14 protein-coding genes are annotated in these 17,834 nt (G+C 38.9%); 8 read left to right on the forward strand and 6 right to left on the reverse strand.

Annotation, left to right across the window (positions count from 1 at the left end; all coding sequences use genetic code 11):
• Positions 1–214 precede the first annotated feature (214 nt).
• The gene (locus tag ACL9RF_RS16890; protein WP_422801818.1) at positions 215–715 is read right to left on the reverse strand and encodes a hypothetical protein; all 501 of its coding nucleotides are present in this window, start codon (positions 713–715) and stop codon (positions 215–217) included.
• Positions 716–785: 70 nt separating this feature from the next.
• Positions 786–1,361 (reverse strand): C40 family peptidase, encoded by a 576-nt coding sequence (locus ACL9RF_RS16895; RefSeq protein WP_422801819.1) that lies wholly within the window; start codon positions 1,359–1,361, stop codon positions 786–788.
• A 75-nt stretch (positions 1,362–1,436) separates the two neighbouring features.
• On the opposite strand from ACL9RF_RS16895, the gene ACL9RF_RS16900 reads away from it, so the two are divergent.
• Entirely contained in the window at positions 1,437–2,330 is an 894-nt protein-coding gene (locus tag ACL9RF_RS16900; RefSeq protein WP_422801820.1) for an EamA family transporter, read from the forward strand.
• Between the two features lie 16 nt (positions 2,331–2,346).
• Positions 2,347–3,210, forward strand: a complete 864-nt coding sequence (locus ACL9RF_RS16905) for a hypothetical protein (protein ID WP_422801821.1) — start codon at positions 2,347–2,349, stop codon at positions 3,208–3,210.
• Between the two features lie 61 nt (positions 3,211–3,271).
• Here ACL9RF_RS16905 and ACL9RF_RS16910 read toward each other — a convergent pair whose 3' ends face one another.
• Entirely contained in the window at positions 3,272–5,152 is a 1,881-nt protein-coding gene (locus ACL9RF_RS16910; protein WP_422801822.1) for a YfbK domain-containing protein, read from the reverse strand.
• A gap of 86 nt (positions 5,153–5,238) precedes the next feature.
• On the opposite strand from ACL9RF_RS16910, the gene ACL9RF_RS16915 reads away from it, so the two are divergent.
• The 4 genes from ACL9RF_RS16915 (at position 5,239) to ACL9RF_RS16930 (ending at position 10,862) form a co-directional block, all read left to right on the forward strand.
• Positions 5,239–5,811 carry an RNA polymerase sigma factor gene (locus ACL9RF_RS16915; protein WP_422801823.1) on the forward strand — a complete coding sequence of 191 codons (573 nt, stop codon included), beginning with the start codon at positions 5,239–5,241 and terminating at the stop codon, positions 5,809–5,811.
• The gene (locus ACL9RF_RS16920) at positions 5,804–7,099 is read left to right on the forward strand and encodes a carboxypeptidase-like regulatory domain-containing protein (RefSeq protein WP_422801824.1); all 1,296 of its coding nucleotides are present in this window, start codon (positions 5,804–5,806) and stop codon (positions 7,097–7,099) included. The genes ACL9RF_RS16915 and ACL9RF_RS16920 overlap by 8 nt, the downstream gene beginning before the upstream one ends.
• Positions 7,100–7,753: 654 nt before the next feature.
• The gene (locus ACL9RF_RS16925; RefSeq protein WP_422801825.1) at positions 7,754–8,191 is read left to right on the forward strand and encodes a hypothetical protein; all 438 of its coding nucleotides are present in this window, start codon (positions 7,754–7,756) and stop codon (positions 8,189–8,191) included.
• An 85-nt stretch (positions 8,192–8,276) separates the two neighbouring features.
• Positions 8,277–10,862, forward strand: coding sequence for a TonB-dependent receptor domain-containing protein (locus ACL9RF_RS16930; protein WP_422801826.1), 2,586 nt, complete (start codon positions 8,277–8,279; stop codon positions 10,860–10,862).
• A gap of 69 nt (positions 10,863–10,931) precedes the next feature.
• Here the strand turns inward: ACL9RF_RS16930 and ACL9RF_RS16935 are convergent, their stop codons facing one another.
• The 3 genes from ACL9RF_RS16935 to floA form a co-directional block, all read right to left on the reverse strand.
• Positions 10,932–11,516, reverse strand: coding sequence for a Maf family protein (locus ACL9RF_RS16935; RefSeq protein ID WP_422801827.1), 585 nt, complete (start codon positions 11,514–11,516; stop codon positions 10,932–10,934).
• An 18-nt stretch (positions 11,517–11,534) separates the two neighbouring features.
• Positions 11,535–12,053, reverse strand: coding sequence for a KdsC family phosphatase (locus ACL9RF_RS16940; RefSeq protein WP_422801828.1), 519 nt, complete (start codon positions 12,051–12,053; stop codon positions 11,535–11,537).
• Between the two features lie 273 nt (positions 12,054–12,326).
• On the reverse strand, positions 12,327–13,307 hold the full coding sequence (gene floA, locus ACL9RF_RS16945; protein WP_422801829.1) for a flotillin-like protein FloA: 981 nt from the start codon (positions 13,305–13,307) through the stop codon (positions 12,327–12,329).
• 275 nt (positions 13,308–13,582) lie between these two features.
• Here floA and ACL9RF_RS16950 point away from each other — a divergent pair, with 275 nt between their 5' ends.
• Together ACL9RF_RS16950 and ACL9RF_RS16955 are read left to right on the forward strand one after the other, a co-directional pair.
• Positions 13,583–17,011, forward strand: coding sequence for a response regulator (locus tag ACL9RF_RS16950; protein WP_422801830.1), 3,429 nt, complete (start codon positions 13,583–13,585; stop codon positions 17,009–17,011).
• Entirely contained in the window at positions 16,999–17,832 is an 834-nt protein-coding gene (locus tag ACL9RF_RS16955; RefSeq protein WP_422801831.1) for a CheR family methyltransferase, read from the forward strand. Before ACL9RF_RS16950 ends, ACL9RF_RS16955 begins: the two co-directional genes overlap by 13 nt.
• Positions 17,833–17,834 lie beyond the last annotated feature (2 nt).

The raw sequence follows: 17,834 nt of genomic DNA on the forward strand, positions 1-17,834 counted from the left end.
AAATCCTGAGTTTAGGTATTGCGGGTATTACTTCTTTCTTTGGCGTTGGGTGGGATATATATGCCTTGTTGTATGGCTTTTCAGGGGCGTATTAAAAAATTATCCTCCGCAAAAAAACAGTTACCCCATAGCCATAAAAATGCCCCCAAAAAGTGTTTACCTCTTGGGGGCAGTGTATTTTTAAGCAAAGCTTATTCTTTAATTTAAGTGCTTCTTATCTTGCTTTTGCTTCTGCCAGCATGGTTAAAACGGCGTCTATTGTTGATTTTGCTGCATCCTTCATTTTCTGTGTACCGTCGTAATCGGCATCTAGGGTAACCTCCTTGGATTTTTCTTTATAGGTAAACTTTAAAATATAACGTGCTACATTACGGCCTTCGGTAGAATCCTTACGTACGGTTGTCATGTCATTATCAACATTCCAGAACCCCAATTCCTGGGCTTTACGATGTAAATACAAAAGATCATCGTTCCGAAGTTTTAACGTATCGGTTACCAGCTTATCGTCTTTGGTGAGGTAGGTATAGATTTGTGTTTTTGAGTTATAGCTATTCAGCATTTCTCCTGGAGTACCATAAGTGATTTCAATAGATTCAAAATCGGCGAAGCGGAAAGGTGCATTTTTAATCATTGACGCATAATATACCCAACAATAAACTACAAATGGTACGATAATACATATCGCTAAAAAGATCTTTTTTGATTTTTCACTCATGATAAAACTTATTTGGCCACAAAACTACGTATTACATTTGAGATAGTAGAACCCGTATGTAATAATGTGTTTATAATATGGGGGTACCACAACGTGTAAAGTATTTATAAAACCAGGTTTCTTTGAGATTTGAAATCATTACTCCCTTTTTTGTTGAAACATGTACAAACATATCGTTCTGCAAGTAGATACCTACATGATCAATGGCCTTGCCACCAAAAGAAAAAAATACCAGGTCGCCTTCTTTTAATTGATGGTCGTACTTTCGCTTCACCACCTCCGCCATATCCCGTGATGTACGCGGCAAATCTTTGCCATATACCGTATTGTAGGCCATACCTACAAAGGCCGAGCAATCTATTCCGGATCGCGTAGTTCCGCCGAGCTGATGCGGACTTCCCATCCATTGATCGATAAATACATAAAGCTTGGTATTAAGATCTTTCTCTTTTACCCCAAGGTAGTCGGCATAATAGGATACTACATTTCCTTTATGCTTCTCTTCATTTGCATAAACATTACCGTAGTTTTTGTCGCGAGGATTAGACAGTACCGTTTTTTTCTTAGCCCCACAGGAGGATAAAAAAAGCGTTAAAAGCAGTAAGAAATAGAATATTCTAGCTAAATATAGACTCGTAACACGCATAGTAACAATTATATAGTACAAGCATAGGGAAATAAATTGAGATTTTACGACATTTCTTAGTTAATTTTGCCCCTTATGAAGCGATTTCAAGGAGCATTAGCTGTGTTTTTAGGCGCAGCAAGTTTTGGCGTTCTATCCACCTTTGTTAAAAAGGCCTATGGATTAGGATATAGTTTAGGCGAGGTAACCGGCATTCAGGCACTGATGGGAATGCTATTTTTATGGGTATTGTACCTGGTATACGGCAAACGTTTAAATACGGAAGGAAAATACCTCAAAATTACCCCAAAATGGAAAATTATCTTATCTGGTTTTTCAACCGGTATGGTAAGTATATTGTATTACAAATGTGTAGCACTTGTACCGGCATCTATTGCTATTGTATTGTTAATGCAGTTTATATGGATAAGTGCGGTTATTAATTATATATTCTTTAAACAGAAGCCTAGTCTTAAACAAAGTATCGGTATTATTTGCATCTTAGGAGCTACACTTTTAGCAACAGGATTATTTGAGGCTTCTTTTAGCCGTGTAAGCTTAATCGGTATCGGATATGGTTTACTTGCTGCTTTAGCATATGCTGTATTTATCTTAGTAAATGGTAAAGTAGGAAACGACTACCCACCTGTGCATAAAAGCGCCCTTATGGTAACTGGAGCTTGTATTTTTGTATTTATGGCTTTACAGCCTATCGCTCTTCTTGACGGTAGCCTGGGCACGGATATTTATACCTACGGACTTGTATTATCGTTGTTCGGTACTGTGCTGCCACCCTTATTATACGCCTATGGCATGCCTACTGTAGGTGTATCCTTGGGTAGTATCTTAAGTGCTGTGGAGCTGCCGGTTGCGGTTTCCATGTCGTATTTTGTGCTTCAGGAGGAAGTAAGTTTGTTACGCTGGCTGGGTGTAGCATTAATATTGTTGTTTGTGGCTTGGATTAACATCACGAAGAGCTCCAAAATTTAGCGTACTTTAAGTTCACATGATGAAAGGAATATTATTTTTAACTGCTGCAATAGGCTTACTGGTATCTTGCCAATCCGCAACTACTAACACGCAAGAAACCCAACATACCGCAGCACAGGAAGTAACCCCACCGACTGGTGACACCTTAAGCCGAGAGGATATCGCTTTTGGAGTATTAAGTGACGATAAAAAAGGGGTTATTGTACTGCCGGATGAAGAAAATTCGAGTACTACAACCTTTACCCAGGTATATATACCTGGCGCTGTTGCAATCCGTAAGACGGGGCATCAGCAGGAAAGTGCAACTTTTAATGGCCGGGAGACAGCCGATAATTTTAAGGACCTTGGAGGTGATATTTATGCCATAACATCGGCATCAAATTTCAACTTGGATTATGCCCTACTCGGAACAGCATCCTTTGCGAAAGAACGCAAGGCTCTTGCGGTAAAAGAGGTATTTGCTGATGCCAGCCATCAGCCCGATTTAAAGAAATATGCCAAGAGCTCTAAAACAGAGCTGCTAACGGGCAAACTTATTGCCGTAACAGCACAGAACGATAGTATATTTTTAGCGCAGCTTAAACCTGTAGCAGATAGTGTAACCGTATTATTGCTGTGTAAAGAGAAAACGAGTGGCAAAATCCGAACATACCCTTATACTGAAAAATATAACGATATGAGCACCTGGAGTGTTGACGATGCTGGCGAGTTTCCGATGGATAGTTACCATATTCTCTATGCATTCCAATATAAAGATAAGCTAGAGTTAGTAACGCTTTTTCCTGGTGCGGAGGGTGGTAGTTTCACCTATTTCACTGTAGATAAAAACGATAGGCTAAAGGTACTGAAACAAGCCTATGCCTATTGGTCGCCCTTATAAAAATAAAAAGGCAATACAGATGAGTATTGCCTTTTTTTACGTACAGGGAATAAATCTTCAACTATATTTTATTGGCTAAAGCTTTGGCATCCTCAGCCAACTGAATAAAGGTACTACGATAGCCATCCTTATCTTGCCCTTTAGCTGCTTTAGCACGTAGAATAAGGCTATCATAGGCTGCATCTTGCTTAAATTCTGAATTCCGCAACAGCATGCCAAGCTCCGCTACAGCGGATATAAAACGTAAATCTTCACTCACATGGTTTAAAGGTGTTACCACAGGCAGGACCACAACTTCCTGAAGCTTACTTTTGTTTTCTTTGGGATCTTTGTACCTAAACTTTACGGTAGCCAGTTCCTGTGATTTATTATTTTTCGTTGTAGCCCTGTTATTCTGGTATTTCAGGGGGTCTACCGTGCCTACTACTGTACTGGAAACACCTACAGGAACAATCTCATACAATGCCGTTACCATATGGCCTCCCCCCATATCGCCCCCAATTTTCGTGTCGTTATTAAAATCCTCGTCAGCCATAACTCTATTCTCATAACCTATAAGGCGGTAGTACTGCACATACTTAGGGTTAAATTCAACTTGGATTTTCACATCTTTAGCGACCGTAAAGAAGGTGGCGCCAAACTCGTTTATAATCGCCTTTCTTGCTTCCGCAATTTCATTGATATACGCATAATTCCCACGGCCTTTATTGGCTAATGTCTCCAACATAGCATCCTTATAGTTACCCATACCGTAGCCTAAAACAGAAATGTTAACGCCAGACTCACGCTCCTTTACAATAAGTTTTTCCATATCAGCATCGCTCGATGCGCCCACATTAAAATCACCGTCGGTAGCCATAATAATACGGTTATTGCCATCTTTAATAAAATTCTCACGAGCCAGGCGATAAGCCATCTTCAAACCATCCCCCCCCGCAGTACTGCCGCCAGCCTGCAAAGCATCTATAGCCTCTATAATTTTCATTTTTTTATCGCCAGCAATAGACTCCAGCAACACCTGCGCCTGCCCAGCATAAACAACCAAAGAAACACGATCCTCAGGTCGTAATTGGTTTACCATTAATTTAAACGAAGATTTTACCAGGGGTAGTTTATTGTAACTGGACATGGAACCCGAAACATCAATCAGGAAAACTAAATTCGCTGGCGGCAGTTTATCGCGTGAAATATCCTTGGCTTTTAACGAAACACGTAAAAGCTGATTTTCCTTGCTCCAAGGGCTTTTCGTCAACTCGGTCATAATATTAACAGGTACATTTTTTTGGGGTCCATCGATGTCGTACGGAAAATAATTAATCATCTCTTCAATACGTACCGCATCTACAGGAGGTAAATTCCCCATTTGGAGAAATCTTTTTACGTTGGAATAGGCTGCACCATCCACATCGGCAGCAAAGGTTGACAGTGGATTTTTTAATGGACTATTAAAGGAATTATCTTTAAACTCCTTGTAACTTTCAGTATTGGCTTGATTTGGGGTATACATTACCCCTATCGATGCCCTATTAATCAAACGCTCCGTATGGCTTGTACGGGGACTCGTTTTCACCATGACACCAGCCGTTGTGGCATCCATAGCTTGGTATTGAAGCGGTATAGACGTTGCACCAACTTCTTTTTGCTTATGTTCTATAGGCAGTAAAGCCATATTTAAGACCTTTTGCTTGCTAATTTTTACTTCTTCAGTTAAAAAGCCAACCATTGAAAACCGTAACGTTTGGCCTTCATGGGCTACAATACTATACTTACCCTGCTTGTCGGTATACACCACAGCATTTTTATTTTCGACAACGGTAACGGCAACACCAGTTATGGCTTTACCATCCAAATTATTGGTAACGGTGCCTGTAATATTTTGCTCCTTTTCTTCTGCAAATAGAAGGGTGGAGAATAAAATGAGAATTATTGTAATTGCTTTCATATGTTCATTTTTTTAATTCTTTCAAGGGATGCGACAAAATGAAAATTTCCATAATTAGAAAAAAAAAATTAATTTAACACACTAATATGCAACCTTTAAAAGTGCCGAACAACTCCGATTATGATGATAACCAGCTTCTGGACAGTTATCTAGCGTCGAATGATATGGTTTTTTTGGGTCAGCTGTATGCCCGCCATTCCGAAATGGTGTACTATGTTTGCCTACGTTATTTCAAAGATACCGAAAAAAGTAAGGATGCTGTTATGCAGATATTTGAAGAGCTAACGGTAAAAGTTAAAAGACAAGAAATACATAATTTCCCAAAATGGCTTTATGTGGTTAGCAAGAATTATTGTTTAATGATGCTACGATCGAACAAAAATCATCCAGAGGTTTTTACGGATAGTTTTGTGGAATTTGAGGTTTATATGCATCCGGAAGATAACAATCAAGAAAAGGAGGAACAATTGTTACAATTGGAACATTGCATGGAAAAGCTTCCCGAAAAACAAAGGATAACTGTAGATTTGTTTTTCATAAAAGAAACCTGTTATAAAGATATCGTTGAAGTAACAGGCTTTACCATGAAGGCTGTGAAAAGCTATATTCAAAATGGTAAACGCAATCTAAAGAACTGTATGGATAGAAGCCATGAATAAAGAATTCCATAACATAAGTTATCTTCGCCGTTACGTGAAAGGTGAATTGTCGTCTAGGGAGATGTTCGAAATTGAACGTGCCTCTCATGCGGACGAAATGTTAATGGACATTATCCTGGGTTTGGAGATGGAAGAAAACTTGGCAAAAAAGCGCTTAAACACGCAAAAGAATAAAGTTTTGGGGCTATCAAAAAAATGGCTTGGTATGGCTGCATCGTTGCTGTTAGCCTTTGTTGCCGGTAGTATTTATATGATACGTTTAAATGGCATTTCACAACAATCGACGGAGGTGGAGAACGCAACCAATAACTTAAGCTCGACCGAAAGCGCTAAGAAAGTACCTTATTCTGATGATTTGCAACAGCAGGATTACGATCATTCTGGAGTTAACAGCAAGGAAGATCTGCCCTTAGCACTAGAGAAGCCTGCAGCATTAGCTAGACCAAGGGTAAACCATAAAACACCAAAAAAATTCCCCGCAGCGCCGAACCGTAGAGATGAAACTATTATTGTATATATTCCTGCACAAAAAGGTGTTGGAGGCAATGCTATATGGAACCGCAATAACCGTATTTTTGATAATGAAACCACGGAGGAAGAAACACTTGAAATCAGTAAATCTACAGATGCCGGACAGAGTTTGGTTGCCGCGAATACCAAAAGTATTTTAATAGCCTCTAACGCATCACCAAAAAATAAAACAGTACAGGACGTAACTTCCGCAGCGCAGCTGCGTGCAAAATTGACGAGTATGAACCTCGATCCGCAAACGAGTATGATGTTGGGGCGCGTAATTGATGAGCAGTCCAGGGAACCTTTAGCAGGTGTCAAGGTTAAAGACTTGGACTCCAAACAAATCGTCACGACCGATTCTACTGGAAGATTTGCATATGCCTCTAAAATAAAAAGTAACCTTGAAATAAAGGCCCCCGGGTATAAAACACGTGAAATAGGTACGACCATCGGTGAGCAAACCATATCGCTAAATCCATCAAATGGCGAAGCTTTCGACGAGTTATCGATAAAAGCTAATGAATCTAAAAATTCGGAACCATTACTGGGCTGGAAACGGTACAAAAATTATCTGGACACAGAATTTGCGAAAGTTGCTGCAGCGGATATCAGTTTTATGGTGCAATTTGAGCTCGATAATACCGGTACGCCAACCAAAATAAAATTTACGCGTTCTTCGCATACCACCCTCAATGGGCAGTTTCGTAAGATTATTGAGCAGGGCCCAAAATGGCATCTTGGTATCGATAGAAAGAATATAACTTATCAATATTAGTAAAAGGTATTTTAGGCTTTTACCTCCGTGAAATTGGGTTAAAACCCGCCATACAGTAAACGATACCCCTACGGAATAGCCATTTTACACAACAGCCCGTTTGGCTGTCAGCGTATAGCTGTGCACCTGCTTGCAGCTGCTGCAAGGATTAAATACTAGCCTCCGGTTGCTGTAGTTATCGAGCCCTAAGAAGTAGGATGTTATAGCCTATTAAAGCTTCTACAGATCCCTCTTTACGACAGCAATTGAAATAAATAAATGTGCGTAAGGATGTCAGAATTAAAACATACACATTTTAAAATGGCATAGCAGGGTATGTCAGGTTTAAAAATTACGATCTATTGTTGGTTATTCGTCCTTTTTAAACCTGCATACAGATGTATTACCAGAATACGGCTATACCGGTTGCTGCAATCCCAATGCAGTGCTATTTATTGGATTCTCGATATGATCTTACCATAAATCTTAAATAGTATAATTGCCAAGGATAGTAAACCAATAATTCCCAATACCGCGAGAACTGACTGTTGAAATAAATGTATCATAATGCACTAGGTTTGAACTAAAAATAAAAAATAGATGGCAATTATTTTACTAAAAATGTAAAAACTATAAAATTTTTATTGTGCCACAAAAAAACTATATTTGTAATTGATGAAAAGATTATTTACCCTACTGCTATGCATTTTTTATGCTGCTGTCTCCTTCGGGGGCTCGGTATATTTGCATCAATGTGGTGGAAAAACATCTTTAAGTTTATTCGACAATGCTTCGCATGCCAGCTGTCCGATGTGTCAGACGGCACATGCAAAGACGTCTCTTCCTGCGCAAGAGCAGGAAAATAGTATGTACTGTAAAACGGGTAAGTGTACCGATATTGAAGTAAAAATTGACTCTTTATCGGACAAACATTTTCCGGGTCAAAACACGACATCTTTTACTTTTACACCAGCCATTGTTCCCTTATTATGGATTGGTTTAAAACCTGTTGAAAAGATCGTCAATACGATGCCCCTACAAGCTTATGCAGGTTATGGTTTCTCAAACACCTCGCCACCGGCTTTCTTGTTAAACTGTATTTTCAGAATTTAGCCCTTTCTTTTTTTTGCATTGGAATAATACGACATAGTAACCTGTGTCCTTATGTTTCTATTTTACAAAATATAAAAGAAAAAAAATGAAATTATTAGTTAGACTAACATCCCTCTTGCTATTTATTTTTATAGCAAATTATACGTATGCCCAAACCGATAGTACAACAAATTTTACCGTTGCAGGCAACTGCGGTATGTGTAAAAAAAGAATTGAAACCGCAGCAAAAATTCCAGGTGTCGAATCGGCATTATGGGACTTAAAAACGCATCAGATTACCGTAAAATATAAATCTAAAACCGTTACCTCGACAGCCATTCAAGAGGCTATAGCGAAGGCCGGACATGATACTCCTTTGTTTAATGCTCCCGACGAGGTGTACAACAGCTTGCATGAATGCTGCTTGTATGACCGTTTGGACGATAAATTAAATGCAAAGGCTGCGCACGATCATGACCATGCGGGAGACCACGACCATGATCACGACCATATTGTTACCGGGGTCGTGGTAAATGAGAACAGTAAGGGCAACCTCTCTCCTATTGTTGGTGTTAATGTAAAATGGTTAGAAGCGCCCACTGTCGCTACAACGACCAATGAGAATGGGGTATTTAAAATAAAACACGATAAAGGTTATAAGAGTTTGATATTCTCACATAGCGGACTACAATCGGATACTATTGTGGTAAAAGATTTGCATGAGGTTTTGGTGGTACATGCGCAAGACAATGTATTGTCGGAGGTTATTGTATCACGCAAAAGAAAGTCTTCCTACATCAGCGCCGTGGGTGGAAACCGTGTGGAGGTATTAACGACACGTGAGTTGTTTAAGGCCGCTTGCTGCGACCTTAGTGAAAGCTTTGAAACGAATGCTTCTGTGGATGTGGTGAGCAACGATGCTGTAACAGGAAGTAAACAGATACAAATGCTTGGCTTAAGTGGTATTTATACACAACTAACCGTCGAGAATTTGCCTGGACCACGAGGGTTTGCCACTCCGCTAGGTCTAAATAGCATCGCCGGTTCATGGATAAATTCTATTGAAATCAGCAAAGGTATTGGCTCGGTGGTTAATGGTTACGAAAATATGGCCGGACAAATAAATGTGGAGCTTAAAAAGCCTCACAATTCGGAAAAGTTATTTTTCAATGCTTACGCCAACAATATGGGGCGTACAGACATCAACCTTAATCTGGCGCATAAAATAAATGAAGATTGGTCTGTAGGCTTATTATTGCACGATAATTTCATGTACAATAAAAATCTAAATTTCAGTGACAATGGCTTCCGCGATATTCCGGTAGGTAACTTGTTCTCTGGGATAAACCGTTGGCATTATGAAAACGGCAAGGGTACGATAGCGCAATTTGGGGTTAAATTTTTAAAAGATGACCGTACTGGTGGTCAGGTAGATTTCAACAAATCTCGCGATAGGGGTACGAAAGATAAGTACGGTTTAGGCTTTGATAATCAGCGCCTCGAGGGTTTCGCAAAAATTGGGTATGTTTTTCCTGAAAACAGACTGCGGAGCATTGGTTTACAACTTTCGGCATCCAACTATAAGCAGAACAGCTTCTTCGGACTTACCGATTACTTAAGTAAACAAACCAACGGTTATGCAAACTTAATCTTTCAGGATGTGATTGGTACGGTGGCGCATAAGTATAAAGTGGGGGCTTCCGTAACTTACGACAACTACGAAGAGACGGTTAACAAAAATCAGTTTGACCGCAAAGAGGTTGTTTCTGGTGCCTTTGCTGAGTATACTTTCAGTCCGTCCGAGAAATTTGATGCCGTATTGGGTTTACGTCAAGATTACAACTCCATATATGGCTGGTTTACGACGCCACGTGCCGTGTTACGCTATAGTCCGGCTAGCGGAACTACCTTGCGCCTGAGCTCGGGTAGAGGTCAACGAACCGCCAATATCTTTGCCGAGAATATGAGCATTTTTGCCTCTAGCAGGGCTATCGATTATCAGGCTTTGCAAAATAAGGGTACAGCCTACGGTTTAAAACCTGAGGTGTCCTGGAATACGGGCCTTTCTGTAGACCAAAACTTCCAGGTATTTGGTCGTGAAGCAGGAGTATCTGTCGAATTGTTCCATAATAATTTTCAAAATCAAGTGGTAATAGACTATGAAGATCCCCGCGCGATCTCTTTCTATAACTTGGATGGAAAATCGTTTTCCAATAGTATACAAACAGAGTTGCGCTTTATGCCGGCCAAGCATTTTGAAGCCCGTTTAGCGTATAGATTATTAGATGTAAAAACCGACTATCATGTGGGTAGGCTGCAAAAACCATTAACGGCGAAACACCGTGGTTTTATGAATTTAGCTTATACCTTGCATAGTGGTTGGAGTTTCGATTATACCCTTAATGTGGTCGGTAGCAAAAGACTGCCTTCTACAGTTGATAACCCTGTAGAATATCAATTACCGGCTTATTCCAAAGCTTATACGACTATGAATGCTCAGGTAAGCAAAACCTTAGGGAAGCATAAAAACATCGATATCTATATTGGTGGTGAAAACTTAGGAAACTATTTCCAAAAAGAGCCTATCCTTGCTGCCAATGATCCATTCGGTTCTTACTTTGATACCAACTTATTGTGGGGACCACTAACAGGAAGAATGTTTTATACAGGTATACGATACCATATTAAATAATACAAAGGGGCACGCTATTTTAAAGTGCCCCTTTGTATTTTTTTTAATCCGACTACTGTGTAGTAAAAACTACATTTTTTTTAATGCCTGATACAATGCACTGGTTGGCAGGCCGACAACATTTTCAAAGGACCCTTCTATATAATCAATGCCAATACGACCAATCCATTCCTGAATACCATATGAGCCTGCCTTATCGTAAGGTTTATAGCGATCCAGGTAATACCTTATTTCTAGATCATCTAAAGTAGCAAACTTCACTAGCGTTTTATTGCTGAAACTAATCGTATTACCTTGATAAGCAATGGCAACACCGGTGTATACTACATGTTCTTTTCCTGATAGACCTTTTAATACAGCGAAAGCCTCCTCGAAATCTTTAGGCTTCCCTAATACATTTCCCGCCTGATCAACCACTACGGTATCGGCGGTTATTACAACCCTGTCCTGGTATGAGGTATCGGAAAATGCTGTTAACTTCTTCTTAGCAATTTCCTCTGCTACCGATGCTATGGGCACTTCAGCTGAAATCGTCTCCTCTACATTAGGATGTACGACTTCAAATTTTAAATCTAGCGAAGCCAAAAGTTCTTTTCTTCGGGGCGATTGAGATCCCAAAATAATAGGAATGTTTTGCAGTTCTTCAATTGTCATGTGTTGTGCTGTGTTGTGTTATATACTTTTAATGCTGCTGTCGTTATGCCATAGCCCCTGCAGTTTCATTATCTTTTCTAAAGTTTCGCGAACAACACCTTGTCCACCTTTTTTCGTAGAAACATAATGACTTACTTTACGAATTTCCTCGGCAGCATCTGCCGGACAAATCGCAACCGCAACCTGTTGCATACAGGTAAGATCGGGCATATCGTCACCAATAAAGGCTATATTTGTGGCTTCTATAGCATACTTCGCCATCAGCTCTTCCAACAAGGGCCATTTATGTGTTACGCCAATATGAATCTCCTGTATTCCAAGCCCCTCCATACGTTTAAAAACACCGCGAGATTTTGCTCCCGTAATTACCCATACCTGCAGGCCATTTTTTACTGCATACTGCATGGCATAGCCATCTTTTACATTAAAGGTACGCAGCTGGTCACCGGCTTCGTTAACCAAAATATCGCCATTCGTAAGCACGCCATCTACATCCAAGACGATGCACCTAATATTTTTAAAATCCGTTAATATCATATCCAAACGCAAATGTACACAATATGTATACTTGAAAAACGAGATATTGTTACTCAATGTCGCCAAAACATTATCAAAAACACCCCATTTGTCACAAAACAATTGTTATTACAACTTTTTTTTAAAAAAAAGTTGACAATATTAAAACTAACCGTACCTTTGTGCTCTCAATTCGGAATAAGCACCGAATTGACATTAAAATTGTCTTTTCATAATTTAGGTTTATAATTGGTTAGTAGCAAACCTTGGCGCCCATCGCCAAGGTTTTGTTTTTTATTTATCGCCGTCTGAAGCCTTAGGTTTTGCGATAGAATTACGCATATCCGTATCCGCTTGAATATTCTGCATTTTATAATAATCCATAATACCCAGATTCCCGGAACGGAAGGCATCAGCCATAGCGAGTGGAATTTGTGTTTCAGCCTCAATAACTTTAGCTTTCGCTTCCTGAGCCTTAGATTTCATTTCCTGCTCAGATGCTACCGCCATAGCTCTACGCTCCTCTGCACGTGCATTAGCCACCTTTAAATCGGCTTCAGCCTGATCGGTTTGCAATTTAGCGCCTACATTTTCACCAATATCAATATCTGCAATATCTATGGATAGTATCTCAAAGGCTGTACCCGAGTCCAGGCCTTTTGATAATACAGTTTTTGATATACGATCAGGATTCTCCAGTACCTCCTTATGATTTGCCGAAGACCCTATGGTCGTAACGATACCCTCGCCTACGCGGGCAAGAATTGTTTCTTCGCCGGCACCACCTACAAGCTGGTTAATATTGGCACGTACCGTAACTCTGGCTTTCGTAATAAGTTGAATACCGTCTTTCGCTACTGCAGCAACAGGCGGTGTATTGATCACACGTGGATTTACAGATAGCTGCACCGCATCGAACACATCTCTACCTGCAAGATCTATTGCTGTAGCCAGTTTGAAATCCAAGGGTATATTAGCCTTATCTGCAGAAATCAAGGCTTTTATTACCCGGTTTACATTCCCTCCGGCAAGGTAATGCGTTTCAATATCATTTGTCGTTATACGTAGTCCTGCTTTTGTAGAGGTAATCATTGCATTGGTAACTAAAGCTGGCGACACCTTCCGTAGCCGCATCAATACCAGGTTTAGTAAACTTATACGCACATTAGAAAGTTGTGCTGTAAACCATAAATTAACAGGTAAAAGGTAGAGCAATAAAAATAAAGCAATAACACCCCCAACAATGGTAAGGATTAAAGAAATATCAGGATTCATAAATTAAATATTTGTATGTCGCTTAAAGATATTAATAAATTTCCACCTATACCATAACTAAATGGCACAGTAGCAATTTTGTTCTTCAAACACAACAATTTATACAATACAATTACTACATTTGTGTCATCAGCCGAGACAAATTATACGTGAAAAACATTAGTGCAGGGTATGATATACCCAACTATAATAAAAGTTAACAATTTAAAAATACAAGACATTTTACGGTAGTAAAATGCGGCACACATATGCAAGTAGTTAAAAAACGTAAGTTCATGAATACGAGGAACAAACTGAAACAGCAGATTATTGTAAGTATAGGAATAGCCATTTTCATTATCTTCTCTTCGGCAACTTACCTCTTTTACCAACTCTCTAATTATATGGATCGAAACGATTTGATCCTCCAAAATTCACAAGACCAACTTAATGTTGTATCGACTATTAATAGTGAATTGTATAATTACACCCAATGTCAAATAAAATTTATACGCACAGGCAACCTAAGTTACAAAACCCAAATCCAAAATATCACAGAGAATTTACGTGAAAAGACCTTACAACTGGATCAGTTGAGTGCCGAAAATGAATCCAATGCAAATGATTTTATTCGCCATGTTAAAGAAATCTTAAATCAAGATCATAGCAACAACTTAGGCGATATTAAACCGCCCGTAGAACGTATGGAATTCTGGATTTCAGAACAGGGGAAAAATTTAAATGTATCAAACGATTTCGTAAGCTCTATTGTCAGTTTTAAGGCCAAGGAGATAAGCAAAAATGAGAAACGTATCCAAACCTTAAAGTATGTAACCGTATCCTTAATTGCTATATCTTTAGCGGTAATTGTATACACCATTTATAAGATCTTACAAATACTAAACTATCTGCGCCAATCGGGGTATGAGCTTAAGCGCTTAAACCAAGAATTCCAGGTTGCCAAAGAGAATATTGAAAAGACAAATTGGATATTGGAGAATTCGGCCTCTTTAAGTGACCGAATTACAGGGATAGACAATACCAAAACCATCAGTAGTTTAATACTACAGCATCTCAATGAAATACTGCCCATGTTATCGGCGGCAATTTACGTTCGGGAAGTTGACAGCGAAACCTATGTTATAACAGCAGAATCAGGCACCAATAACGCCCATACTATCCAGCGTTTTGAAAGTGGCGAAGGCTATTTAGGAAAAGTTGCCGAGGAGCAAAAAATCAAAAAACAAACCATTCAGGACTCGCAACAGCTAAATATACAAACTGCGCTGATAAACAACCTTCCGGCCACCGTATTTATCTGTCCATTAGTTCACGAAACCCGAACCGTGGGGATCTTAGAAATTGCCCTGATTGCTGATGATAATATATTAGAGCGATACCATGATTATTTACAACGGGTGTCAAAAAATGTCGCTACACGTATAACATTTGGCCAAAATCATATTTTGGTAGAGAACCTATTGGGCGAAACCCAAAGACAGACCGAAGAATTAGAGGCACAGCAAGAGGAATTACGCATCACCAATGAAGAGCTTATTCACAAAACACATCTACTAGAGTCTTCGGAAGAGGAACTACGTGTACAGCAGGAAGAGCTCACGCAAACAAATATTGAATTAAACCAAAAAGCAGCCGAGTTAGAAAAGAGAAATGAAGAGTTAAACCAGGCACAGTCTATCGTTGAACAAAAAATTGCTGAAGTTGAGTTGGCCAGCAAATATAAATCTGAATTTATGGCCAATATGAGCCATGAGTTACGAACGCCTTTAAATAGTATATTAATTTTAGCGAAGTTATTAAAAGATAATAAAGCACACAACCTAAGCTCCGAACAGGTCAAATATGCACATGTAATCCATGGTGCTGGAAGTGATTTATTAGAGCTGATCAATGAAATTCTAGATCTTGCAAAAATTGAATCTGGAAAAATCGATCTTAATTTAGAGAATATCGACACCCAAGATTTCCTGGAAAATACAACCGACTTCTTTAAGGCTATTGCTAAGGATAAGGAAATAGACTTTATCGCTACCATAGAAGAAAATACACCCTTGCATATACTAACCGACGAGTATAGGTTGCAACAAATCATAAAAAACTTCTTATCGAATGCCTTTAAATTTACACCTAAAGGTGGAACAGTAAGTTTCACCATAAAAAAAGTAAACAGCAACCTCCATTTAGAGGTTATAGACAGTGGAAAAGGTATTTCCAATGAAAAACAGGAATTAATTTTTGAGGCCTTTAGACAAGAAGATGGCTCTACAAGTCGTAAATATGGTGGTACAGGCCTAGGACTAACCATCAGTAAAGAGATTGCCTCGCTTTTAGGAGGCAGAATACAGTTGAAAAGTGAACTTGGCGTTGGTAGCACATTTACGCTGATTATACCGATCCAACTAACGCAGGATGCTGCACGCGATAATCAACATGCTACAGTGATATCACATAGTAGTGTTACGCCTAAGAAGTTAACAGAAACAAATATGCCTGAAATACAGGCACCGCAAACGGAAAAAACCGAAAAAGAAAACCGGAAGATTCTAATTGTTGAAGACGACATCAATTTTGCGGCAATATTAAAGGAATTTGCTGAGGATTATAATTTTGAGGTTGAACTCGCACATGATGGGGAAAAGGCTATTCAGATGGCGCAAACCCTATTGCCCGATGCTATTATTTTGGATGTTATGCTACCGCTTGCCGATGGTTGGGAGGTACTTAGGGTGTTAAAAGAAAACCCTGAAACCAAACATATACCGATACATATGATGTCGGCAGCAAGTTTTAATAAGAAAGAATTTATCGAACGTGGCGCCATTGGTTTTATGCATAAACCCGTTACGGAAAAAACCATTCAAAAAACATTTGATAATATAAACCTGAACTTAAGCCAGTCGGTTAAAAAAATTCTATTGGTGGAGGATCAGGAATTCCAAAGTGACTTTATTAAGAATTCCTTTGCCGATCATAATATAAATGTTATACAGACCTTCTCGTTAAACTCGGCTTGGGATAAGCTGAATACGGAAAAAAATATCGATTGTATTATTCTGGATCTCCATCTTCCGGATGGCAATGGAATGGATCTTATAGAAAAAATAAAGGATACACCGGCATTAATGGAAATCCCGATAATCATCAATACTGCACACGAGCTACCGAAAGATCAGTACGATAAAATTCTATCGGATGCAAGAGCTACTGTATTAAAAACAGATAAGTCTAGCGATAGACTTATTGATGAGGTTAACCTGTTTCTGAACAAAATAAATGATAACAATTATCAACCCCTAAAAAATATCGATACGCTAAATAAAACGAATAATTTGGCTAGTAAAAGGGTATTGATTGCAGACGATGATATGCGTAATGTTTTTGCGCTGACCACAACTTTGCAGGGCTTAGGGATGGAAATTGAAATTGCTAATAATGGTAAAGAAGCGGTTGATATTATAGCATCTCACGGCGATACCATCGATATTGTCCTTATGGATATTATGATGCCTGAAATGGATGGTTACGAAGCTATTCAGCGCATACGCGAAAATATACGGTATAAAAATTTACCTATTTTAGCGGTAACCGCAAAAGCGATGAAAGGTGATCGAGAAAAATCGATACAAATTGGTGCAAATGACTATATTAGCAAACCTATTGATATCGATAAATTAACCTCTTTAATGCAGGTATGGTTAGGTTAGAAAATAATAATTTTATTTCCTTTGAGGAGTTAGACGAAATCGTTTATTTATTAAGAAATATTTCAGACTTCGACCTCTCTGGATATTCCAAATCTTCCCTAAAAAGAAGGGTAGAAAGATTTATGTCCGTAGAAAAAATGGACCTTGTCGATTTAAAAAATGCCATCCTAAATATTGAAGGTTTTGAAAATTTCTTTATACAAGAGTTAACGGTAAATGTTACCGAGATGTTCCGTGACCCTGAATTTTATAAAAAACTAAGGGAATTGGTGTTTCCGTATTTAAAAACCTACCCCCGCCTTCGTGCCTGGAGTGCAGGGTCTTCCACTGGCGAGGAGGCTTATTCGTTGGCGATATTGCTTAAAGAAGATGGTCTTTTGGATCGATCTTTTATTTATGGTACCGATATTAGTGCGCGGGTGTTGGACTTTGCGCGTAAAGGGGTTTACCCAATAAAAAAAATTAAATCTTATACAGATAATTTTAACCGTGCAGGATTGACTTCTGATTTCTCGGAGCATTATACAGCCATGTATGACGCCGCTATAATAAACCATGAATACCGAAATAAAATATTGTTCTCGACACATAACTTAGTCTCGGATCATGTTTTCAATGAATTTCAATTGATTATGTGCCGCAATGTGATGATCTATTTCGATAAGGAATTGCAGGAACGCGCACTTAAACTTTTTTACGAATCCCTTACCCTTTTTGGATTTCTATGTTTAGGGAGTAAAGAGAGTTTATTCGGACATGAGCTGAATAAAAACTTTAAAATAATTGATAAAAATCTAAATATTTATCAAAAGATTAAGTAGTT

Source organism: Sphingobacterium sp. Mn56C (assembly GCF_049319645.1).
Classification (GTDB): Bacteria; Bacteroidota; Bacteroidia; order Sphingobacteriales; family Sphingobacteriaceae; genus Sphingobacterium.